The 22,310-nt window shown below is 43.8% G+C and carries 17 protein-coding genes; 7 read left to right on the top strand and 10 right to left on the bottom strand.

Going from position 1 to position 22,310, the window contains the following annotated elements; all coding sequences use genetic code 11:
- Positions 1-63 precede the first annotated feature (63 nt).
- The 4 genes from KO531_RS00965 to KO531_RS00950 all read left to right on the top strand — a co-directional run bounded on the left by KO531_RS00965 (position 64) and on the right by KO531_RS00950 (position 6,169).
- Complete coding sequence (locus KO531_RS00965) at positions 64-732, top strand: glutathione binding-like protein (RefSeq protein ID WP_173245951.1); 669 nt, start codon at positions 64-66, stop codon at positions 730-732.
- A 235-nt stretch (positions 733-967) separates the two neighbouring features.
- Positions 968-2,359 (top strand): RsmB/NOP family class I SAM-dependent RNA methyltransferase, encoded by a 1,392-nt coding sequence (locus tag KO531_RS00960; RefSeq protein ID WP_219250147.1) that lies wholly within the window; start codon positions 968-970, stop codon positions 2,357-2,359.
- A 288-nt stretch (positions 2,360-2,647) separates the two neighbouring features.
- The gene (locus KO531_RS00955) at positions 2,648-2,809 is read left to right on the top strand and encodes a hypothetical protein (protein WP_006080915.1); all 162 of its coding nucleotides are present in this window, start codon (positions 2,648-2,650) and stop codon (positions 2,807-2,809) included.
- Positions 2,810-3,046: 237 nt separating this feature from the next.
- The gene (locus tag KO531_RS00950; protein WP_219250146.1) at positions 3,047-6,169 is read left to right on the top strand and encodes an NAD(P)-binding protein; all 3,123 of its coding nucleotides are present in this window, start codon (positions 3,047-3,049) and stop codon (positions 6,167-6,169) included.
- A 42-nt stretch (positions 6,170-6,211) separates the two neighbouring features.
- On the opposite strand, the gene KO531_RS22360 is transcribed toward KO531_RS00950, so the two are convergent.
- On the bottom strand, positions 6,212-6,430 hold the full coding sequence (locus KO531_RS22360; protein WP_251068800.1) for a hypothetical protein: 219 nt from the start codon (positions 6,428-6,430) through the stop codon (positions 6,212-6,214).
- A 182-nt stretch (positions 6,431-6,612) separates the two neighbouring features.
- Positions 6,613-8,286, bottom strand: a complete 1,674-nt coding sequence (locus KO531_RS00945; protein ID WP_219250145.1) for a diguanylate cyclase — start codon at positions 8,284-8,286, stop codon at positions 6,613-6,615.
- Positions 8,287-8,531: 245 nt separating this feature from the next.
- On the opposite strand from KO531_RS00945, the gene KO531_RS00940 reads away from it, so the two are divergent.
- Complete coding sequence (locus KO531_RS00940) at positions 8,532-9,383, top strand: DMT family transporter (RefSeq protein WP_219250144.1); 852 nt, start codon at positions 8,532-8,534, stop codon at positions 9,381-9,383.
- A gap of 62 nt (positions 9,384-9,445) precedes the next feature.
- Here the strand turns inward: KO531_RS00940 and KO531_RS00935 are convergent, their stop codons facing one another.
- The 3 genes from KO531_RS00935 to KO531_RS00925 all read right to left on the bottom strand — a co-directional run bounded on the left by KO531_RS00935 (position 9,446) and on the right by KO531_RS00925 (position 12,132).
- Positions 9,446-9,985, bottom strand: a complete 540-nt coding sequence (locus tag KO531_RS00935) for a YfaZ family outer membrane protein (protein WP_028760670.1) — start codon at positions 9,983-9,985, stop codon at positions 9,446-9,448.
- A 166-nt stretch (positions 9,986-10,151) separates the two neighbouring features.
- On the bottom strand, positions 10,152-10,670 hold the full coding sequence (locus KO531_RS00930) for a GNAT family N-acetyltransferase (protein WP_219250143.1): 519 nt from the start codon (positions 10,668-10,670) through the stop codon (positions 10,152-10,154).
- A 91-nt stretch (positions 10,671-10,761) separates the two neighbouring features.
- Positions 10,762-12,132: a magnesium transporter gene (locus tag KO531_RS00925; protein ID WP_028760672.1), complete on the bottom strand. Its 1,371-nt coding sequence runs from the start codon at positions 12,130-12,132 to the stop codon at positions 10,762-10,764.
- A 151-nt stretch (positions 12,133-12,283) separates the two neighbouring features.
- Between KO531_RS00925 and KO531_RS00920 the strand changes: the two genes are divergently transcribed.
- A complete protein-coding gene (locus KO531_RS00920) occupies positions 12,284-12,769 on the top strand; it encodes a glutathione peroxidase (protein WP_106651117.1) in 486 nt (161 codons plus the stop codon).
- 1,016 nt (positions 12,770-13,785) lie between these two features.
- On the opposite strand, the gene KO531_RS00915 is transcribed toward KO531_RS00920, so the two are convergent.
- The 5 genes from KO531_RS00915 to KO531_RS00895 all read right to left on the bottom strand — a co-directional run bounded on the left by KO531_RS00915 (position 13,786) and on the right by KO531_RS00895 (position 20,943).
- Positions 13,786-15,639, bottom strand: coding sequence for a M1 family metallopeptidase (locus KO531_RS00915; protein ID WP_219250142.1), 1,854 nt, complete (start codon positions 15,637-15,639; stop codon positions 13,786-13,788).
- A 613-nt stretch (positions 15,640-16,252) separates the two neighbouring features.
- The gene (locus tag KO531_RS00910) at positions 16,253-17,224 is read right to left on the bottom strand and encodes a phosphate ABC transporter substrate-binding protein PstS family protein (protein WP_131522972.1); all 972 of its coding nucleotides are present in this window, start codon (positions 17,222-17,224) and stop codon (positions 16,253-16,255) included.
- A 495-nt stretch (positions 17,225-17,719) separates the two neighbouring features.
- On the bottom strand, positions 17,720-19,018 hold the full coding sequence (gene phoR, locus KO531_RS00905; protein WP_219250141.1) for a phosphate regulon sensor histidine kinase PhoR: 1,299 nt from the start codon (positions 19,016-19,018) through the stop codon (positions 17,720-17,722).
- Between the two features lie 80 nt (positions 19,019-19,098).
- Positions 19,099-19,788 (bottom strand): phosphate regulon transcriptional regulator PhoB, encoded by a 690-nt coding sequence (gene phoB / locus KO531_RS00900; protein WP_006085167.1) that lies wholly within the window; start codon positions 19,786-19,788, stop codon positions 19,099-19,101.
- Positions 19,789-19,974: 186 nt separating this feature from the next.
- Positions 19,975-20,943 carry a porin gene (locus tag KO531_RS00895; RefSeq protein WP_168823290.1) on the bottom strand — a complete coding sequence of 323 codons (969 nt, stop codon included), beginning with the start codon at positions 20,941-20,943 and terminating at the stop codon, positions 19,975-19,977.
- A 291-nt stretch (positions 20,944-21,234) separates the two neighbouring features.
- On the opposite strand from KO531_RS00895, the gene rdgC reads away from it, so the two are divergent.
- The gene (rdgC, locus tag KO531_RS00890) at positions 21,235-22,149 is read left to right on the top strand and encodes a recombination-associated protein RdgC (protein WP_113941038.1); all 915 of its coding nucleotides are present in this window, start codon (positions 21,235-21,237) and stop codon (positions 22,147-22,149) included.
- The last annotated feature ends 161 nt before the right edge of the window (positions 22,150-22,310 follow it).

Here is a 22,310-nt window from a genome sequence, read left to right as displayed (position 1 = left end):
ATGATGAATATTCATGGGCACTAAAGTGAGTAGCTATAAGCGTTATAACCTTAAGGAATCATCATGATAGATTTATACACAGCCGCGACCCCTAACGGTTTTAAAATTTCCATCGCACTGGAAGAAATGGGACTTGAATATCGCGTCCATAAATTAGATTTCAGCACCAGTGAGCAAAAACAGCCCGAGTTTATTGCCATCAATCCCAATGGTCGCATTCCCGCCATTATCGACCGCGATAACGAGGATTTTGTGGTATTCGAATCAGGTGCGATTCTGCTGTATCTCGCCGAAAAAACAGGTAAATTCCTGCCAGCCGATCCTAAAAAGCGCTCACAGGTAATCCAATGGTTAATGTTCCAAATGAGCGGCGTCGGCCCCATGATGGGACAAGCCAACGTATTCTTTAGGTACTTCCCTGAAAAAATCCCTGCAGCAATAGAACGTTATCAAAAAGAAGGTCGACGTTTATTCGAGGTTATGAATACTCAACTAGCTACAAATCAATACCTTGCTGGTGACGAATACACGATTGCCGACATCGCAACTTGGCCTTGGGTGCGGATCCACGAGTGGAGCGGCATCAATATGGAAGGTCTGACACATTTGCAACGTTGGTTAGATGAATTAGCACTCAGACCCGCGTGCCAAAAAGGCATAGTCACGCCACCACCGGTGGAAATGAGTGATGAAGAACGGGCTAAGCAAATCCAAAAGATGGTGACGAAATAATCACCTTCCAAGCGGTAATTGAGCGATAGCCTGCAAATAACCCTTTGGTACTGAATGCACTATGAGTCTCAGTGACCCAACCACAAAAAGCCCTGCAAGTTGATACTACTTTGGGGCTTTTTTTCTGCCTGTTATCGGGCAAAACTGCTACACTCTGCGCCACTTATTTTTCCCCTCTGTTCGCTACACCTCTTACATAAGGCGCAGTCACAGAAGCATGATCTAGGCTAAATTTATGGGTAATCCAAGCAGCTTCTCTTCCGGTAAAGCATCCAACTCAAACACATCGTCAGCGTTAGATGCAGAGGCGAGCACTCCAGCGCAAAAACGTGCACTCAGTTACGCCAGTACAATTAAGCAATTATTCGATGAAATTCAAAGCAGTAAAATGCCCGCCGACCGTATTCTGGCCAACTACTTTAGAGAACATAAAAAACACGGCTCGAAGGATCGTAAAGTCATCCGTGAATCTTTGTTTAGTCTATTTCGCTGGTGGGGTTGGTTTCAGCGATTAGGCGATCAACAAGAATCAGCGACTTATTTTGCCAGCCTAAGTGCCAGTGCGTTATTGGAAGCCCATGCTTGGCAAGATATCGCCACTGCTTGGCATGAGTTATCGCAGTCGCCTATCGATTATCAACAGGCTCAAGCACTTGCCGTTGACAGTCTCGACGACAAACTCACGCTAATGCAGCATTTATTTCCCGCGGCTAAGCTTAAATCACAGGATTTATTACCCGACTGGTTCTGGCAAGTGTGCCCTGTTGATGCTGCTCAGCAAACGCAATTAATTGCAGCTATGTCCAGTCGCCCGCCGATTTGGGGACGCGCGCAAGGGATCACGAGCCAAGATGCGGCGACGCACCTGCAAGCGATAGGTATCGATGCTAGTTATGGTCATTACTTTAACGATGCCATTAACCTTGGCAGCAAGAGTATGAATCTTAATGAAATAGCCCTGTATAAAGACGGTAATATTGAGATCCAAGATTTGGCTTCACAGGTCATAGGGCAAATTTGCGCGCCAGAACCCGATGACCATTGGTGGGATACCTGCAGTGGTGCTGGCGGAAAAACCCTGCAGCTGCGGTCTTTGATGTTGGCCAAGGCTGCTGATAATAAAACACCCTCTACGGGCAGCATTATATCGTCGGATATTCGCTCCAATGCCCTAGAAGAACTGACTAAACGTGCCCAAAGAGCCCACTTTAACGGCATTAGCGTGGCCCGGTGGAAGAGCGATGCTCTGCCGGTATCTGCGGATCATTTCGACGGTGTGTTAGTCGATGCCCCGTGCAGTTGCACTGGCACTTGGCGACGTAACCCCGATATGCGTTGGTTGGATGGTATTGAAGCCGTCACCGATAAAGCCACGTTACAGCTCGATATTTTAAGCCGTAGTAGCCGTGCAGTTAAAGCGGGCGGCATCCTCGTTTACGCCACATGTTCCTTGTCGCCGCTCGAGAACCAAGACGTGGTGACAGCGTTTTTACAGCAACATCCAGAGTTCACGCTCACGCCAATACGCCATCCTTTTACGGGTGAACAAACAGAAATGTTGACCGTATGGCCCTTTGAAGCGAATAGTGATGGTATGTTTGTCGCGCGTATGCTGCGCGTCAAGTAACACTAACTCATTATTTTGTATCAAAACTTGGCGCCTTTCATTCTGGGCGCCAGTTTCAATCATATAATATAATTTCCGATGATAATTACACTTATCCTTTAATTATCATAATGATAATCCACATATTCCCCATTGAAATCTCAGATACGGCCATTTCAGTGGCAAGATATAGCCTTTGGACAAAACTTTTCACCATCAGTGATGAAATATTTCGCTTTAGCTTCATCTCTCCTTTGGGTAAAAAGATCGGGTGCTGCGAATGGCACAGGTATTTTTGGAATTTTGACCATGTCACACTCCTATGAATTTGACGACGATGATGCGCCATGGGGCGATAACGTCAAAGGTAAGCAAAAGAATAAACGCGTGAAACAGCGCCGCAGAGATACTAAGCGACGTTACTCGGACGATAATACAGAGGTGGATTTCTACCAAAATAAATCGAAGTAACTAAATCTAAGTACCCTTGCTCTCACGGGTTTGTTTTACAAATTCGTTCTGTGCTAAACCTGCCAAATCTGAGCAAGTTGGATAATATCCAACTTGCTACTCAACCCCCTTATCCCCTCTCAAATACTTAATCACTCCAGTGTAAAATCAATGGGCTTAATTGCTTATTTGCCCTATGCTTTTTGGGCTATAACTCCCAAATCATTGGACTTACACTGAAATTTAAGGATGAACGCCATGGAAAAACAGCGCCCCGACTTTATTTATCCCCAAGGCAGTATGTTGATGCACTCGCCCTTAGTGCTAAATAAAGCCGATATGTACGGTTTTTTTCTTAAGGGGAAACAGGAAAATCTGCAACGCTCTATCGATAAAACCTTAAATCAAGTTGCCGGCAGCGCAATGTATTTTAAAGTGCTGTCTCCCTACGTACTGACAACCTTCACTCAAATTGAAAAAGCCTATTCCGCTTATCCAGAGGACAGAGCTAAGGGCTGGATCCAAGAAACGGACATCATCACTTGGGTCATGGTCGGGCGCCAAGATAGCAGCGACAGTAAACAAATCAGCCAAGTGTATTTTCAGCCACTACACATTTGGGTGAACGATGCCATGGCCTTAATTAATGGCAGAGAACTCTTTGGTTATCCTAAGTATTTATGTGAATACACTATGCCAGCGGTTGGCGAGCCTCTGACGCGATTATCCCTTGAGACCAAAAGTTTTTTACATTTCTCACCCGAAACCGAACTTGCCCTGCATCCATTAATTGAAGTGAATTGCGATGCCAAACCCGAGGCACAGCTTTCACCCCTTGAAGCGATAGCTCAAACTTGGCAACTCTTTAAAGAACAAACCGATTTTATTCCAGAACTTGACCAGCTTGGCGAAGAACAGCTATTTCATCTGTTATTTAAACCCGCTATCGATCAAGTATTTCTAAAACAGTTCCCCGACTCGTCAGGGCAAAAAGCCATTTATCAAGCCATCGTTGCCGCGCCAGCCCAAGTGAATAAAGTGCACAGTGTTGCCCTGCTAAAAAATGATTTTGTCGCGACCATTTTTGATAATGCCAGCTTCCCGTTAAAAGATACGCTCGGGGTCGAGATTGGTGAGCAGCACGTTTTACTCCCTTACCATGTGAACTTCGATTTTGAAGTGCCGCCCGGCGAGGTATTAGTCGATAACTCCGAAATCAAAAAACAGAAAATAGCCATTCTCGGTGGCGGTGTCGCGGCAATGACAGCAGCCTGTTATCTAACCGATAAACCCGGCTGGCAGAATCAATATGAGATTGATGTCTATCAACTCGGCTGGCGTATCGGTGGTAAAGGGGCTAGTGGCCGCAATGCCGCTATGGGACAACGCATTGAAGAACATGGTTTACACATCTGGTTTGGTTTCTATCAAAACGCGTTTGCCCTAATGCGTAAAGCGTATGAGGAATTGGATAGGCCAGCAAACGCGCCGCTTGCGACTTTTTTTGATGCCTTTAAACCCCATAACTTCATCGTCTTACAGGAAGAAGTTGATGGCCGTTCTGTGAGTTGGCCAATCACTTTCCCAATGCTACCAGGCATCCCAGGTGATGGCACCGAAACCCTCACCTTCTGGAAAGTCGTTAAAGTCGCCTTTGCGTGGATCAAAGAATGGCTCAAAGACATGGATGACCTGCTCGATGCAGATGAAAATGCCATGGGAACACCTAAAAACTGGCTCGATAGCAGCTGGTTTGAACGCTTAAAAGATAAGTTAGAGGATTCGGTCGAAGATGCCAAAGAATCACTCGACGCGCTCGGTGATAAGCTTGAATGCCATTTTAATCAAATGATTGGCCGCGAGTGCGATGAGCATGTACACAGTGAAAGTGACGATGGTTTTGTAGAATCAGCTGTCGATGCCCTGCATCAAAGACTCGTGAAACGTTTTAGCGGACATTTAGATAATAATGACGAACTGCGCCACTTATATATAGCCGCCGATCTGGGCCTCACGATCCTCAAGGGCATGTTTGCCGACGATGTATTTGAAAAAGGCTTTGATGCCATCAATGGCTATGATTATCGCGAATGGTTAACCAAACACGGTGCAAGCCTTAAGTACACTGTCGACAGTGCGCCAGTGCGTGGTTTTTACGACTTAGTGTTTGCCTATGAGAAAGGGAACTTCGACAAACCCAATGTCGAAGCGGGCACAATTATCCGCGCTATGCTGCGTATTGCCCTGTGCTATCAAGGTGGCGTGATGTGGAAAATGCAGGCGGGAATGGGTGATGTTGTGTTTACACCTTTTTACGAAGTGCTCAAACGCCGCGGAGTCAATTTCCACTACTTCAATCGAGTTGATAATCTCGAATGCCGTAATCAAAGTATTCAAGCGATTGAGATCACTGAGCAAGTAGCTCTGGCGCCGACTGTCACAAACTATGATCCTTTGGTCGATGTTAAAGGTCTCGCTTGCTGGCCAAGTACGCCCAATTATGAGCAACTTGAGCCTGAACAAGCGGCACTGCTTAAAGCCCATAATATCAATCTTGAACACTTCTGGAGCGATTGGGACAGCGTGTATGAAACTCACTTTGGCAAAGCCCTGCCGAAAAAGCGTTTAGTCAAAGGCGTAGATTTCGACAAAGTGATCTTCGGTCTATCCATAGGTTCTGTGCCCCATGTGGCGAGTGAAGTCATGGCACAAAGCCCAGCCCTCAAGCTTTGCGTTGATAAGGTGCAAACTGTCGCCACTCAAGCCTATCAACTGTGGATGAACCAAGATCTGAATGGGATAGGCTGGCCTAATTACTCTGAAGATGGAGAGGAACCCGTATTATCGGGCTTCACCGAACCCTTCGATACTTGGGCATCGATGAACCAACTACTAGACAAAGAAGATTGGCGCGGCTTAGAACCTAAAAATGCCAGTTACTTTTGCTCGGCATTGCCTGTCGAGGCCTATCCACCAAGCTCGGATGTAGATTTCCAACAACGGAAAACCTTAGAAGCAAAAGCGGGTGCTATCCATCAACTCAATACCGAAATCCATAAACTTTGGCAAAATGTCGGTGATAGCTTCCCTTGGGAATGGTTACACGATGAACAAGACCGTCAAGGTGTTGCCCGCTTCGATAGCCAATATTGGCGCGCAAATGTAGACCCATCCGAGCGTTATGTCTTATCGGTAAAAGACAGCTCGCAGTATCGCATCACGACAGATGGCACAGGGATAGATAACCTGTATATAACGGGCGATTGGATAAAGACAGGCCTTAATGCGGGCTGCGTCGAAGCGGCGACGATGGCAGGAATGCACACTTCAAAAGCGATATCGGGTCATCCTGCGGTGATTAAGGGCGAAAAAGACTTCTAAGCTCGTCCTTAAATCTAGCTAAGTCGCAAACTTGGACACTGCTCAGTCCAAGCAAGATGAAGCTAATAAATCTAAGATAAAAACATAAACGGCGCAGATAAATTCTGCGCCGTTTATGTTTTCTAATGTTCTAATAATACCAATCGTATTAAATATCTGTTCATTCAGCGGGAGTTCAACGCGCTTTAGACAAGGCGAAGGCTTGAAGGCATAGTGGTGCTCTGTCGAAAGCCTTAAACGCAGTATAAAGGGCGTTGCCATGTAGTAAACATCAGCCGCCCTTCGGGAGCCACACAGGCATCCCACTCCCGTGTTGCATTGACTTAAAAGGGAATAACCATTTCTGCGTCAATGCGCCTTGGATTGAAATACCTGTGAGGCTCTGAACTGATTAGCTATTTAATGTGATTGGTATAAAACGATTATTTTAAATTTTTCAATAACTAGCTTAAATGTAGCCTCACATCGACACCGCGAGTATCTGCATACTCTTGACGACGCTTATCCATACGCGATTGATATAAGTGAGTGTCAGCGGAACGCAACCACTCATGGGGATCTGCGACCTCAGTGTTTAACGACATCCCAAAACTACACTGGCAATCTTTAAAACCATGGCTTGCTAATTCTTCACCTAAGCCACTCAAAGCACTCTGTAATAACTGGATACCAGCAGAAGGCGTCACAATCACAAACTCGTCACCACTAATACGATAAACCTTCATGTGCGCTAAGTCTGTTGCTTGCAATAACTGCACTATCAACAGCAATAATCTATCGCCTTCTTGATGGCCGAGTGTTTCATTGACACTTTTCAGACTATCGATATTCAATAGTGCTAACGCCATCGGTTGCACGACTTTATCGGCAAATCCTAATTGTGAGTTCATATATTCGTCAAAGGCATAACGATTACCGACTCGCGTTAATCCATCTAAACGAGCCTTTTCCCATGCAATCGCTAACTCTTCAATATGCGCCTTACGTTCCTCAGCAAGTAATTTCAGCTTATTCGCTAACGCTAAGGACAGTAATAACGCATCAGCCGTACCGCCCATCAGAGTCGCAAGCTCTGCATGTTCAATGAAATCAGGAGTGAGCCCCATATTTCCGGGTAAAATAATCACCGCAGGCAACAGCAAGCAGGTAAAAGCAAGAATAAAATAACGTGCAGGAGCAAAGCCTTTCATCAAGCACACATTACCGCAGGTAATTGCTAAAGCAATCCATAGCATGATCAGTACAGAGGCAATAATTGCCGTATAGGACAACAGCAAAATACTGGTCGGCAGAGCCACAATACAGGCAAACATTAAATACTGACTAAGACGCCACAGCCGCGGTGAGTAACTAGGCAACTGCAGGAAGTGCTTGTAAAACATGATATTAAAAATGGGCAAACTGATGAAAAACAGATGATGCAACTCAAGGTAATGGAAATTAAATAAGTGTGCGGGCAAATGGAAAGTCAGTGCCCAGCCACCAAAATAAGCAAATACGTAAAGGCCATAGTAGAGAAAGGCTTTATCAAGAATAGAGATATAAATCAAAATATTATATAAAGCGATAAACAATAATCCGCCTAAACACAGCAGCACTGCCATTGCGAGACGGTCAGACATCAACTGATGATCCGCCACACTTTGCAATGCTATCTCAGGGGGAGAGGAGTAATAACGGCTGCTCAGCTTCACAACCAGCCAATAATCCGTGCCCATATTCAAGGTGACCTTACGGCCATAATCGAATAAAAACTGGTATGGAGCACTGTAGCCACTGTGGGCATGTTGTACGCTGCCGTCACTGCCGAGTATCCAATAATCTACGGATTCAATAATCGAATTACTTGCATCCACTACCCAGTTTGATTGACGTTGATTGACCATCACAGGTGTAATCATCCAATAATCGCCACCGGTTAAGCTGACCGAACTAGCTTCGTCGAGTTGTCCCATCCAATGAGGCACGGTTTCAAACCGCTCAGGAGGCTGTTGATCCGCTTTAGCATGGAACAAATACGGGGAGTCCAACGCAATTTCAGCGCTTAATACAGAGGGACTTAATGTCCACAAGAAAAGTAAAAAACACCCAAATAGAGTTTTTTTAAGTTTGTTCATCGGCTTATTTAGTTAAAGGGCCATAGATCATTTTTACAGCTATGAAGAAAATGCTAATGCTGTCAATCTTAGTCGATAGTTGGATTTGTAGGTTAACTTTATGGCTACATTTAGTTTTTTACAATCAGTTAAGCTAAATTAGTCGGATATACCATGCCTTATGATGCTATTTTAGTCTCAAAGTCCAAACTGCGGCATGAAATTCAAGATACACCTTAATACTGACTTATTTTTGCTGGGATCCTATGCAGCCTCTATTGATGATTTTAGCCGCACAACTACTGATTGCCAGCGGTAACGTATTGGTTAAGTTGCTTGAAACCAATGTGCCTGTTTTTCAACTGGTGCTCTACAGGCAATTATTTGCCACTCTGCTTGTACTGCCTTTTGTGTGGCACTTACAGGGTAATCTTAAACTCAGTCCTTTTTACAAAGTGCATATCGCCCGCGCGCTATTGATTGGACTGGGCAACGCCATTTTTATGCTTGCTATTCTGCATCTTCCGCTCGCAACAGTAACAGCAGTGATTTATACCTCACCCTTGTTACTGCTAGTACTATCGGCCATTTTTTTAAATGAACGTATTGGTTATCGACGCACGGTCGCTGGTCTTATCGGCTTTAGCGGCATTTTGCTTATCAGCCAACCAACAGAATTTAACCTGTATATAGGTTTAGCCTTTTTCGGTGCCATGACATCAGCATTGAATAGTTTGATTTTAAAGGCCTATTCGACCCATGAACATCCTTTTTCCATGCTCTTTTGGTCTAATGCCTTTGCGATGATATTTCTGATACCTGCGACCTTGTACGAAGGCGCCGAATTTAGTTTACCAGTGGCGCAAGTGGGGCTGACTTTGGGACTATTTTACATTGCCATGACCTATCTCATCATCCATGCCTATCGACGTGCCGATGCGAGCCAAATGGCACCAGTAGAATATACAGGATTGATTTTTGCAGCCTTGTTAGGCTGGTGGATACTCGATGAAGAACTCAGCCTAGTGATTTTAATCGGGATTGGATTGGTCATTTTCTCATCCATATTACCAAGCTACAGTGAGCTAAAGGCGAAATGGAAAAGCCGGCGAAGTTAACCTCGCCGGCTCTTTAATTCGACATCTCGATCGCAATACAGCTAAATCAATATGCCTTGTGCTTAGAAACGGAATTTACCGCCAATATACACACCATCTTCGAAAGTAAAATTGCGGGCATCATCGTATTCGAAGGCAATCTTGCGGTAACCAACATAAAGTGCCATGTTTGGCGTTATACGGTATTGCACTTTTGAGTCTAGTTCATAATGACCATCAACATTGCCAAATGACAATACAGACGGTGCATAGTAAGCCGCGGCGTGCAGTGAAATATTGGGTCCCATTGATAGTGCATAACGACCACCAACAGAAACGGCACTGCCATTGGGTGAATAGTCAGACCAAAGCTGGCTTAACTGAGCACCGACCTCAAAGTGATGCACACCCGCATCATGGGTCATATGCATTGCACCTTGAGCGATATGGCCGCCTTCATCCGCATAGATATAACCCAAAACCGCGTTAGTATCTTTGTTCAATTGCAGTTCTAACTCAGTTGAAACCACATCGTTGTTCAACCCAAGATTAAATTCTGACGCATTCACTTGCAGCGCTGCTGCACTCAATAATAAGACACTTGCTACTCTGAACTTAGCCATAAAAAAACACCTCAATAATGACTGTGGGTAATAGCCGCGGATCATACCGAATAAATAAAGAAAATCAGCCTATTTGCGTATAAAGAGGGATTATTTGCGAGGAATATACAAATGTAAAACAAGATGAAAACACATTAAGATCTAAGTATTTTCACTTACAACACAATTAGAACGCTGGAGTACGATCGCCAACTAAAGACTGCATTATCGCTTCAGCATCGACATTAACGCTTAAAGCTAAGTAATACCAACCCACAGTATTTCCCGTGCCACGGATACTCAAATAATTACGCCAAAACTGAAAACCTGCCTTCAATAAATTAGCTTGACTCGACGTGTTCTCGGCGCGAATAGTCGCATACAAAATCGACATTCCTAGGGCCTTTGCCACCTCAATCCGTTTATGAGTTAACCCTTGTGCTATGCCTTGACGTCGATAATGGGGCGACACCACCAGATAACCCAGTTCACCGACAGTGCCTTTATCGACAGTGCCTTTACCAGCTTTTATCGCGGCGCAACCGACTATCTCACCCTCGATAGTTTTCGCTAAGATCACCGCACGGGAATGGAAAAAGACCTGATGATCCAACGGATGAGCATTATCATCACGCCCATCAATTAATTGTGCCGCCAGCGCTAATTCTTCCGGCTTTTTACCTATAACAAACTGAATGTTATTCATATCCAGATTAAACCGTTAATGTTCCCAACATACGGTGAATGCACACCAAATTGCCGTGCATTCATCTTCCAAACTCACCCAAGAACCCACGCTACAGATATAACAACGTCGCCATACCTAAGAAAGTAAAGAAACCCACCACATCGGTCACTGTCGTTAAGATCACTGAACCCGATAACGCCGCATCTTGATTAAACTTCTGCAACACCATAGGCACTATCACCCCAGCAATAGCGGCAACGGCCATATTAATCAATATCGCACAGCCAATCACTATACCTATCGTCGCTTCACCGAACCACCAGCCAGAGACTAAACCTATCACTATCGCCCACAAAAATCCGTTAACTATGCCAATGCCGAGTTCGTTTTTCATTAGCGAAAACAAGTTACCCGCCGAAATCTGTCCCATGGCCATACCGCGGATCATTAGCGTTAGAGATTGGCTCCCCGCGATACCGCCCATAGAAGCGACAATCGGCATCAACACAGCTAATGCAACCACTTGCGATAGGACATTTTCAAATAAACCAATAGTCGCTGAGGCAAGGAAAGCCGTCAGTAAATTGATCCCAAGCCATACAGCACGGCGCTGAGCACCTTTCATAATCGGGGCGAACAAGTCGTCGGATTCATCCATACCCGCTGTTGCCATCAACTGCGCCTCATAATGCTCACGCACTAATGCCGTTGCGGTTCGTAGCGTCACGCGGCCGATTAACTCTCCGGACTCATCAATCACAGGCAATTCAATTTCGCGGCTGTGCTCTATCGCTTCGGCCGCTTCTAAAAGACTCGTATCGGCGGATAACGCACGGCAGTCCTCAGACAAAAGTGAAATCAATAATTCATCGGGATTATGTTTAAAAATATCATAACGACGAACAGTACCTTGATACTTATCCAGATCATCAACGATAAACAAATTGTCGTTACAATCGAGCTCTATACGGCGAAAGAAGCGCTGCGCTTGAGCAACTGTCGCCTTATCACTGAGCACCAACATTTGATGATCGGTATAACGGCCGATTTCATTCTCAGAATATTGATCATAAAGTTCGAATCGTTGTCGCTGACGCTCCCCCATCTGAGCCAAGGCACGATCGGTAAAACTTTCAGGAAGATAATCACTCCACTCAATTAAATCTTCAGGGCTTAATTGCGCAAATAACAGATCCACTTCATTATCAGGCATCCGCTTCAGGATCCCCATGCGAGGATCGGCACGCATCAGGCTCAGCACAGTCACTCTGTCAGCAAATTCAACTTGCTGCCAACGCTCATAACGCTCATCCAAGGGCAAGGACTCAAGCGCTAAGGCTATGGTTCCAGGTTCTGAGTCATTCAGAATTTCACTAAACACTTCAGCCTGTTCTTCGCCTTCAACTTCAGTGAGTTGTTGAACTACTTGCCCCACATCCGCTTGCATGTTTGTTTCGTATTCTGCGTCATTTTCTATCACACAGATGCCCTTTTCTTTAGCCACAAAATTGCTGTAACTATATTGATAATTAAGTAAATTAGCAAACCCACAAAATAAATTGCGCGCAATTATATTGCTGAAAATTATTTTAAGGTTTATGCTGTTTGGCTAAGATCCTACGGAGGTGAACATGACTACGAATATATACAGCCAATCAGCAACAGACATTCAAGGCAACGCGGTAAGCTTAGAGCAGTATCGGGGCAAAGTACTCTTAATCGTCAACACCGCCAGTGAATGTGGATTTACACCGCAATACAAAGGATTAGAAGCGCTATATCAAAAATACAAAGATCAAGGATTAGTGATTTTAGGCTTTCCTTGCAATCAATTTGGCGCCCAAGAAAAAGCCGATGAACAAGGCATTCAAGCCTTTTGTGAATTGAATTTTGGCGTGACGTTTCCGCTATTTTCTAAAATAGAAGTGAATGGCGAACATACGCATCCACTTTATCAATACCTTAAGAAAGCCGCTCCCGGCGTATTAGGCACTCAAGGTATTAAATGGAATTTCACTAAATTTTTAGTTAATCGCCAAGGCGAAGCAATCGAAAGATTTGCATCAACGACCAAACCCGAAGCATTAGAAAGTAAAATTGCTGCTTTGCTAAAATAATTTAATCACTATCTATTTGAAATCTTGCAATTTATAAAAATTTAGATTTATTTTAATTTTTTATGGAACTTTAACCGTACAAGGCCCCTCAAATGTATTGAACAGTGAATGTCTTTTTCATGTTCATCATCTCCCTGGGGCTTCTAGCGCAGTCCCCTTGACCTAGGAATAGGTCATTAGGCAACCATTAGGTTGCCTTTTTTTATCCCTTTATTTTATATGTAATATAAATGTAACAACTAAGTGTGGGCACTCAATATCTCTCAAAAACTTTTTTTGTCTTTTTTCTGATATCGGTGAACTTAATTAAAAATGGCGACTCTGAGTATAGGTAAGGATTAACGGATAAGATTAAATGCACCTTGAGAATGAAATATGTGAAGTCGCAGTTTCATGCACTCAAATGACACAGTTTCTGTTTTATCGCATTGAGTCGAATTGGTTGGTCGTTCATCATCATCTCCCTTTTGGGACGCAATAGAAAACACGCTAGCGCACTGAATTCTATTTGTATCCCGCACTGATTTCCTTGTGGCAACCTTAGGTTGCCATTTTTTTTACTCAAATTTCAACAAGCGCTAACGCTAGCTTATAGATTAATAAACTGACACGCGTTTAATTTTTTATCCCCATGATTTTAATGTAGAAAAAATGTAACACTTAAGTGTGAGTACTCAGTATTCCCCAGAAAAATGTCCCATAAAATCTTTTTTAAACTTTTTGGGATTTTTTTCTGATATCAGTGAACTTAATTAAAAATGGTGACTCTGAGTATAGGTAAGGATTAACAGATAAGATTAAATGCACCTTGAGAATGAAATATGTGAAGTCGCAGTTTCATACCCTCAAATGACACAGTTTCTGTTTTATCGCATTGAGTCGAATTGGTTGGTCGTTCATCATCATCTCCCTTTTGGGACACAATAGAAAACACGCTAGCGCATTGAATTCTATTTGTATCCCACACTGATTTCTTTGTGGCAACCAATAGGTTGCCATTTTTTTTACCTAAATTTCTATAAGCTGAGTGATTTGTCCAATTGAACTTGAATCGAAGGATGATAGCCTGCACGAGCCTTTGTATAGATGTCTTTTAATTCAGAGTGATATCCCGCAATTTGTAACTCAGCATAGAGTGGCCGCACAAATTTACCGCGTCCAATACGCACTAAATAGGCACTTAATGCCGGCAACACAGGATCATAATGATTACGAATCGCGACTCGAAACCAATCACAGGCAATTTCTGCATTAGTCGATTGGGTTAATTGGAAGGTTTCATCCAGATCCATCAATTGAACTTGACTAACGACTTCAGGTAATTGGGTCAGAAAATATTGCCAATGGTGCACTCGCCAATCTTTAACGCTTAATCGGCCCGCTGCCGTTCCCTGTAGAAAACACGCCAGCGCATCATCGACTTTATCTAAACTCATGGATGTTGGTCCGCAATAGCCCTCAGGTAAGCCTTCACCATAAATCCACGTTAATAGTTCAGCTTCAGTGATTTTATCTGCGTGTAATTGCAGTAAAGTTTGTTTTGCGTACTCGACAAACACTTCGGTGGTAATGGCTTTAAACGCAAAATGATTCACATAAGTGAGTAAAAATTTATCAAACTCTACTCGCCCTAGCCTGCGCTCTAAATCATGGACAAACATCGAAGCCTTATCATAAGTAAATCGATTAAAAGCAAGATTAGGATCGTCCTGCTGCACATTAGCGGGTAAAGTTTGCTTACCCGTAGGCAAAGACGCTATTTCTTCTTTTAAGCGACCAAACTCTATTACCCATTCTAATTCTGCCTGTTCTTTGCCGTAGACAGCCTCGACAATACGGTTAGTAAAATAGGTCGTGAAACCTTCGTTTAACCAGAGATCACGCCAAGTCGCATTACTGACCAAATTGCCTGTCCAAGAATGCGCTAACTCATGGGCAACGGTTGACACTAAGCTTTTATCACCAGCAATGAGTGTGGGCGTTAAAAAGGCTAAACGCGGATTTTCCATTCCACCGAACGGGAAACTCGGCGGCAAGATAATCATGTCATAGCGGCCCCATACGTAAGGACCTAACAATGACTCGGCAACGTCGAGCATGTGTTCAGTATCTTCAAACTCTTTTGCGGCGGCCACTAACATGCTCGGCTCGGTATACACGCCGCATCTTGGACCTATCGCTTGAAAGACAATATCACCCACAGCCAACGCCATTAAATGGGTCGGAATAGGCTGTTCCATCTCAAAGTGAAACACACCATTAAGTGGCGTATCGGGATGATTCATCGCGCTCATAACGGCGCGCATGCCTTTGGGCACTTGCACCTTAGCATCAAAAGTGATCCGCGCCTTAGGCGTATCTTGTAATGGGATCCAACTGCGGGCATTGATCGGTTGCGATTGACTAAAGAGGTAAGGTAACTGTTTACCCGCGGTTTGCTCAGGCGCTAGCCACTGTAATCCTTGGGCGGACGGCGAGGTTTGATAGTGAATACAAACCTGCTTACAAAGAGATTCTGGTAAAGTGATACACAATTTTTGCCCGAGTATGGGGTCAGCTTCATTAAGCACAAAATCGAGCGGTTCTTCATCCATTTCTGTTAATACATTCACCCCCTCTGTAGCATTAAAACAAGTCACAGCGAGTATGGTTAGATCTCGACTATCAAGCCAAAGCTCTGTTACATCACACTCAAGAAAATCCAAGGACAGCGTCGCTTTAGCGAAAAGACGCTGCGCGTCAAAATCCACCATGACATCCAAAGAGACATGGGTCACTTGCACTTGTTCGGTATTCGCAAAAGAATGGTAATCTCGGGTTAAATCCCAAGGGGCTACATCAGCTAATGTACTCTTAGTTGGTTGCAACACTGTCGCCTCGATATTCAAGTTTTGAGCGGTATGTTCTAAATAGTGGGTTATGAGTTACCTTGCTGTGGTGACGGGCTTGATAACTTATCACTAATCATTGGGAGGTATTATCGACTGCAAATTTACTCAGAGGCAAATCGTAACTGAGCTCTAGAGCTCCTTAGGAACAAGTTTTTTGTAACAGTTCATCTTTGGGTGTAGGTACCGAGTTTGCAATAAGCTATCTCTAGCTTGCTGGATTTATCGGTAGTCACAGTAGAAGCAGCTAAAATTGAGACGTGCAAACTTGGCAAAAATCGAGTCTGCCTCTTTTTATAAAAACAAAATACAAAATTATTTAAAATATTTCGCACTTTCCCTGAACTAATTTGATGATGCTGAGTCAGATATTATGAACCGAATCTTTGTAATGAGTTTCTTCGTTCATCATCATTCTCCTTTAGATGGTTTCTAGCGCGACCGTCCCAAGATTCCGAATTGGAATTTACAGCAACCTACTTAGGTTGCTTTTTTTATGTCTTTAATTTGATCTAAACCTGACATCATTACACATTTAAAACCACAAAAACAAAAAGGACCTCCTGAGAGGTCCTTGATTAACAAGCCGTTTGGCTTACAAGCGAATACCTACTTGCTCTAAATCTTTAGCAACTACGCTATTAGGCACAGGTACATAACCGTCTTTTTCTACCACTTGCTGACCTTGCTTAGACAACACATAACGCAGGAATTCTTTTTCCATTGGTGCTAAGTCTTTGTTTGGTTGCTTGTTCACGTAAACGTATAAGTAACGTGATAGTGGGTAAGTACCATTAGCCGCGTTTTCAGCTGTAGCTTCGATAAACTCATTGCCTTTCTTAGCGATGGCAACAGCTTTAACACCTGCAGTTTTGTAACCGATACCTGAGTAGCCAATCGCATTCAGAGATTGAGAAACAGATTGCACAACAGAAGCTGAACCAGGTTGCTCGTTTACGTTAGCTTTAAAGTCACCTTTACAAAGCGCGTGCTCTTTAAAGTAACCGTAAGTGCCCGATACTGAGTTGCGACCGTAAAGTTGAACGTCTTTGGCAGACCAGTTACCGTCTAAGCCTAAATCGCCCCAACGTTGGATGTCACTGCTACCGCATTTGTGAGTAGAAGAAAAAATACCATCAACTTGCTCAACGTTTAAGCCTTTGATTGGGTTATCTTTGTGTACGAATACGGCTAAAGCATCGATAGCTACACGAATCGCAGTTGGCTTATAACCAAAATGCTTTTCGAATGCTTCAACTTCATTAGGCTTCATCTTACGGCTCATAGGACCGAACTGTGAAGTGCCTTCAGTCAACGCTGGTGGCGCAGTAGAAGAACCCGCCGCTTGGATCTGAATGTTGACGTTAGGGTACATTTGTTTAAATTCTTCTGCCCAAAGTGTCATCATGTTGGCTAAGGTATCTGACCCTACAGATGATAAGTTGCCAGATACACCGCTCGCTTTTTCATAAGTAGGCAGAGATGGATCAATCGATGCCATCGCAGTGGCAGAGAATACACCAGCGGCTGTTAGAGTAATCGCGCCGACAAGCTTTTTCAGTTTCATTATGTGCTCCAGTAGTAAGCTAACTAATTTGTAACTTAAGTTTCTTCAGACGCAGCCAGTATCAATCGCTACAATGACAATTCTATGTCCGTGATATGACACTTAAATGACAATCCACTATTTATCGCTTTTTTCTGTCATTAATACCAATCACATTAAATATCTAATCAGTTCAGAGCCTCACAGGCATTTCAATCCAAGGCGCATTGACGCAGAAATGGTCATTCATGCAACACCGGAGTGGGATGCCTGTGTGGCTCCCGAAGGGCGGGTGATGTTAACGGCATGGCAACGCGCTTTATACTGCGTTAAAGGCTTTCGACAGAGCACCACTATGCCTTCAAGCCTTCGCCTTGTCTAAAGCGCGTTGAATCCCCGCAGAATGAACAGATATTTAATACTATTGGTATAATAAAGACTCAATAAACCTAGAAACAAAAACAGGCCCTAATGGCCTGTTTTTATTATTTATTGTAAATATTTCACTCACACATACTATTTCTTACGTTCGATAAGATGCAAAGGGATAATAAAGCTAAAAGTACTGCCTTTACCGACTTCACTGCTGATTTTAAGCTTACTGTGATGGTGGTTAAGCGCATGTTTTACTATCGCTAAACCTAAACCACTACCACCAGTTTGCCTTGAGCGCGCACTGTCTACCCGATAAAAGCGTTCCGTTAATCGACCAATATGCTGAGCCGCAATACCTTCACCCGTATCCGTTACGCTAAAGATGGCCCCCGTAGCCACACTGCACCACTGCACTGTAATTTTCCCGCCAGGTTCTGTGTAACGAATCGCATTAGAAATCAAGTTAGAACAGGCACTTCTCAGCTGCAATTCATTGCCATGAGAATCAAGTCCAGGCTCACAATAGAAACTCAACTCATACTTATCTTGTGCCAGCGCTTTAGCTTCCTCCTTGAGCACCTCCATCAACTGCGTCATATTCACAGTGTTTTCGAGGTTAATATCCGCCGCATCTTCAATTCGCGATAACATCAATAGCTGTTCGACCATAGATTGCATTCGTCGTGTCTGCTGCTGCATCAATGCTAACGGCTTGACGTTCATCGAATCAGGCTCAGCCATGCTTTGCATCATTTCGAGGTAACCCTGTAGCACAGTGAGCGGCGTTTTTAATTCATGCGACACATTCGCGACAAACTCTTTTCGCATTCCCTCAAGCTGACGTATACGAGTGATATCCCGCGCAATTAACAGTAGCTGCCTGTCACCGTAAGCCATGATACGGATTTCAAGCAAACGCCTATCCGATACCGGCGAAGGTAACTCCAGCGGCTCTTTGTATTGTGCGGATTTAATGTAAGCAGAAAAATCAGGATGACGGATTAAATTATCGATTCGTTGACCATTATCCTGTGGCCACACAAAACCGAGAATGAGTTGCGCTAACTTGTTGCACCATAAAATATTATGTTCTGAATCAAGCACGACAGCGGCATCGGGTAACGCCTCTGCACCTTGACGAAATCGTGCCAGCAGTGCGGCCAGTTGACCGACACGTCGACGATTCTTCCCTTGAAGGCGATAAATACCGTTAAATACACCTTCCCAGCTCCCACTGCCCTGCGGCGGCGTGAGTTTCCTATCCCGCCATAACCAAAAGTTAAGCCGTGATAATTGTCGGTAATGCCAGCAAACTAACCCTAGCGTGCCGATAAAAAGTATCCAGAGAAATTTCCCTACCAATAAACCTATTAGCGCGCAAAGCAGTAGATATAAACCTAAGCGCGTAAACAACCGATACCCTGAATAAGAGTCAGACATAAATAAACCCAAACATCAGGCTAAATAAGAGGAGCACAAGATAGCGTAAAAGCTAACTTGTGCCTAACAGTTATTCAGCACTAAATGCGTGTAGAGAAACGATAACCAGCGCCACGAACCGTTTGGATCAAGCGGTCATGACCAGACTCTTCAACGGCTTTACGAAGGCGTCTGATATGCACGTCAACGGTTCTGTCTTCAACATACACATTGGTGCCCCACACATTATCGAGCAGCTGTTCACGGCTGTAAACACGCTCAGGATGGGTCATGAAAAAGTGTAATAAACGAAATTCGGTTGGGCCCATATCTAATACAGTTTCACCCACACTCACCCTGTGACTCACAGGATCGAGCATTAAGCCCTGTACATCAATGGTTTCTTCTAAACGAGTCGGTGCACTGCGACGCAATACGGCTTTAATACGTGCGACCAGCTCTTTAGGGGAAAAAGGTTTAGTGATGTAATCATCGGCGCCAACTTCGAGGCCTTTGACTTTATCTTCCTCTTCACCGCGGGCGGTTAACATAATGATCGGAATTTGGCGCGTAAACTCATCTTGCTTTAAGCGTTTCGCCAATTGAATACCACTTCCGCCAGGAAACATCCAATCCAATAAAATCAGATCGGGGTAAGGCTCCTTTAGCAGCGCAATGGCCGAATCAAAATCTTCCGCCGCAGAGGTGGTAAACCCATGCTGTTCCATTACAAAAGTCAGCATCTCGCGGATGGCCAACTCGTCTTCTACTATCAATATCCTTGCAGTCATAAGTGATTTTCTGTCAGTGAATGTCAACACGGCTATTATTAGTCATTTTTATTACAGATTTATGAATAAGCACGCCGCTTGAACCATATAGTAGTAATATTTGTCATAATAAGTTTATATAACTGTTTGTTTATAGCAATAAAAAAGGAGGCTATATGCCTCCTTAATTGAGTTTTAATGCTGGATTTAGAATTTGTGTTCTAAGCCAACACCAATGTATTTGTCATCATCTGTAGACGCTTCTAACGAACGGTTCGTGTAGAAAGCGAATAGTTTAGTTGGCTTACCTAAGCTGTAGTCTGCACCTACCGACCATGAATCACCAAGTTCTTCCATATCTTGGAACTGAGCTTTTAAAGTAACAGCATCGATATCATAGGCAGCGCTTAATAGATAGCCGTTAGCACTTTCTGCAGTGACTTCAACTGGCATCGACGTTGCAGAATCAAATTTATAGGTTTGCTCTTGTTGCTGGTACATACCACCCAGTTTAATACCGGCTAACTTAGCTTGTAAGCTGGCACGAACAATCTCATATCCAGACACATCTGAGTCATAGGCAAGAGATGCATAAACTGGCGTTTTCTTCAGTTTCGCATCACCATACATGGCCGCTAAGCTAAAACCATCTTGAGCAAATTGACCTTTTACATCATTTCCTTCGGCAACATAGGTAACACCGAATACAAAATCACCAAAGGAAGGCGTAAGGTAAGTCGCCGTTTGAGCAGCGCGAACTTCACCCTTGAACAGCTTACCTAAGTCACCTGAAAGGTCGTTAAACTGATCAACATCACCTTGAGAAATTTTCAACAAGGTATCATTACGACCCACAGAGAACGAACCAAATGCGCCTTTCAAACCAACAAATTGGTTACGTGCAGTAAAGTTATCGCTTGATGCTGCACCTGTATCAACTTGATATTCCACTGTGTAGAAAGCTTCCAGCGAGCTAGACAGCGCAAAATCACCCTTCACACCAAAACGAGAAGCATTACTTTGAATAGTTGTTGTAGCATCACCTTTCTCATCATTTGATTGAGCAGTGACATTCAACTTACCATAAACAGTCAGTGGCTCAGCGGCATTAGCTGAAGCCAGAGTTGCAGAAGCTAGCGCAGAAGCAAGTAGAGTTTTACAAAAAACGTTCATCATTTAATCCTTTCGACGTTATGTTCGTCTTGGTTATTGGTTTGGAACGACCGAAAGTTTGCAATGAATGTGTTTCAATTTTATTTCAATTGTGACCATTAACGTTGGCGTGCAAAAAAGCTGACGCGAAGCTAGGCATAAAACCCAGTAAAAATGCAGGCTGCAGCTAAGCTAATTATTATGTTACAGTTTAATGAATTCTGATCTTCAGTTAAAAATCCGCTATTGAACACAGGTTTACCCCGTCCAAACTATGCCGTAAACTGCCACTTTAATTTTCAATGGGCGCCTCTTATGTGGTTTAAAAATCTTACTCTTTATCGTTTCAATAAACCTTTTGCCGTCGAAACCGAAGCACTAGAAACTGCATTGGCCGATTTCACTTTCTCCCCCTGCTCAAGCCAAGATGTCAGTAAATTTGGTTTCTCAAATGCGTTAGGCAAAAAAGGCAGTTCTTTGGTCCATAGCGCTGACAATCGCCATCTGATCTGCGTGACTAAAGAAGAGAAAATTCTGCCAGGCCAAGTCATCAAAGAAGCCTTAGAAGAAAAAGTGGCTCTCATTGAAGATGAAGAAAATCGTAAACTGGCGAAAAAAGAAAAAGATGCGCTAAAAGATGAAATCATCACTAGCCTACTCCCACGCGCTTTTTCGCGCCGAAGCCAAACCCACGCCTTGATTTTGCCTGAACTAGAAATGATCCTCGTTGATAGTTCAAGTGCCACTAAGGCCGAAGAATTATTAGCGTTATTACGTAAAGCTCTCGGCAGTTTACCTGTGATCCCACTGAGCTTTAAAGCGCCAGTCGAATCCAATTTAACTGAATGGTTAAAACTTGGCAGCGCGCCATTACCCTTTGAAATGCAAGACGAAGCCGAGCTCAAATCTGAAGCTGATGAAGGCGGAATTGTGCGCTTTAAACAGCAGGATTTGAAAGAAGACGAAGTGTTAGCTCACTTAGCAACAGGTAAGCAAGTACACAAGTTAGCGCTGCATTTCGGCCAATCGATTGCACTATTATTGCAATCAGATGCCAGCGTGAAACGCCTTAAATTCTCTGAAGAATTTAGAGCAGGGAACGATGAAGTCGGCACTGACGATCCTATGGCCCGTTTAGATGCAGACTTTGCCCTAATGGGCAGCGAGTTAGTCGCCTTGATGCATGCACTCGTGGCCGCCCTTGGTGGACTCGAAGACGCACAAGTTTAAGCAGAAATCGTTAAGCAGACGAGATCTGCAATTCGCTTGTTAGACTGAGCCGTACAAGATAAGAAAAGGCGCCCCCATCAAAATAATGGTTGCGCCTTTTTTATGACGATTTTACTTTAGGTGGCTTTAAGACAAAGGCATTTAGATGCTAAATATGAAGC

Source organism: Shewanella sp. NKUCC06_TVS, from assembly GCF_019345515.1.
GTDB classification, from domain to species: Bacteria; Pseudomonadota; Gammaproteobacteria; order Enterobacterales; family Shewanellaceae; genus Shewanella; species Shewanella oncorhynchi.
This window is presented reverse-complemented; position numbering and strand designations above follow the sequence as displayed.

What these genes read in the sequence shown, in the direction of transcription:
- KO531_RS00965 (WP_173245951.1), top strand. Translation starts at nt 64, where the DNA reads ATGATAGATTTATACACAGCCGCGACCCCTAACGGTTTTAAAATTTCC.
- KO531_RS00960 (WP_219250147.1), top strand. Translation starts at nt 968, where the DNA reads ATGGGTAATCCAAGCAGCTTCTCTTCCGGTAAAGCATCCAACTCAAAC.
- KO531_RS00955 (WP_006080915.1), top strand. Translation starts at nt 2,648, where the DNA reads ATGTCACACTCCTATGAATTTGACGACGATGATGCGCCATGGGGCGAT.
- KO531_RS00950 (WP_219250146.1), top strand. Translation starts at nt 3,047, where the DNA reads ATGGAAAAACAGCGCCCCGACTTTATTTATCCCCAAGGCAGTATGTTG.
- KO531_RS22360 (WP_251068800.1), bottom strand. Translation starts at nt 6,430, where the DNA reads ATGGCAACGCCCTTTATACTGCGTTTAAGGCTTTCGACAGAGCACCAC.
- KO531_RS00945 (WP_219250145.1), bottom strand. Translation starts at nt 8,286, where the DNA reads ATGAACAAACTTAAAAAAACTCTATTTGGGTGTTTTTTACTTTTCTTG.
- KO531_RS00940 (WP_219250144.1), top strand. Translation starts at nt 8,532, where the DNA reads ATGCAGCCTCTATTGATGATTTTAGCCGCACAACTACTGATTGCCAGC.
- KO531_RS00935 (WP_028760670.1), bottom strand. Translation starts at nt 9,985, where the DNA reads ATGGCTAAGTTCAGAGTAGCAAGTGTCTTATTATTGAGTGCAGCAGCG.
- KO531_RS00930 (WP_219250143.1), bottom strand. Translation starts at nt 10,670, where the DNA reads ATGAATAACATTCAGTTTGTTATAGGTAAAAAGCCGGAAGAATTAGCG.
- KO531_RS00920 (WP_106651117.1), top strand. Translation starts at nt 12,284, where the DNA reads ATGACTACGAATATATACAGCCAATCAGCAACAGACATTCAAGGCAAC.
- KO531_RS00910 (WP_131522972.1), bottom strand. Translation starts at nt 17,224, where the DNA reads ATGAAACTGAAAAAGCTTGTCGGCGCGATTACTCTAACAGCCGCTGGT.
- phoR (WP_219250141.1), bottom strand. Translation starts at nt 19,018, where the DNA reads ATGTCTGACTCTTATTCAGGGTATCGGTTGTTTACGCGCTTAGGTTTA.
- phoB (WP_006085167.1), bottom strand. Translation starts at nt 19,788, where the DNA reads ATGACTGCAAGGATATTGATAGTAGAAGACGAGTTGGCCATCCGCGAG.
- KO531_RS00895 (WP_168823290.1), bottom strand. Translation starts at nt 20,943, where the DNA reads ATGATGAACGTTTTTTGTAAAACTCTACTTGCTTCTGCGCTAGCTTCT.
- rdgC (WP_113941038.1), top strand. Translation starts at nt 21,235, where the DNA reads ATGTGGTTTAAAAATCTTACTCTTTATCGTTTCAATAAACCTTTTGCC.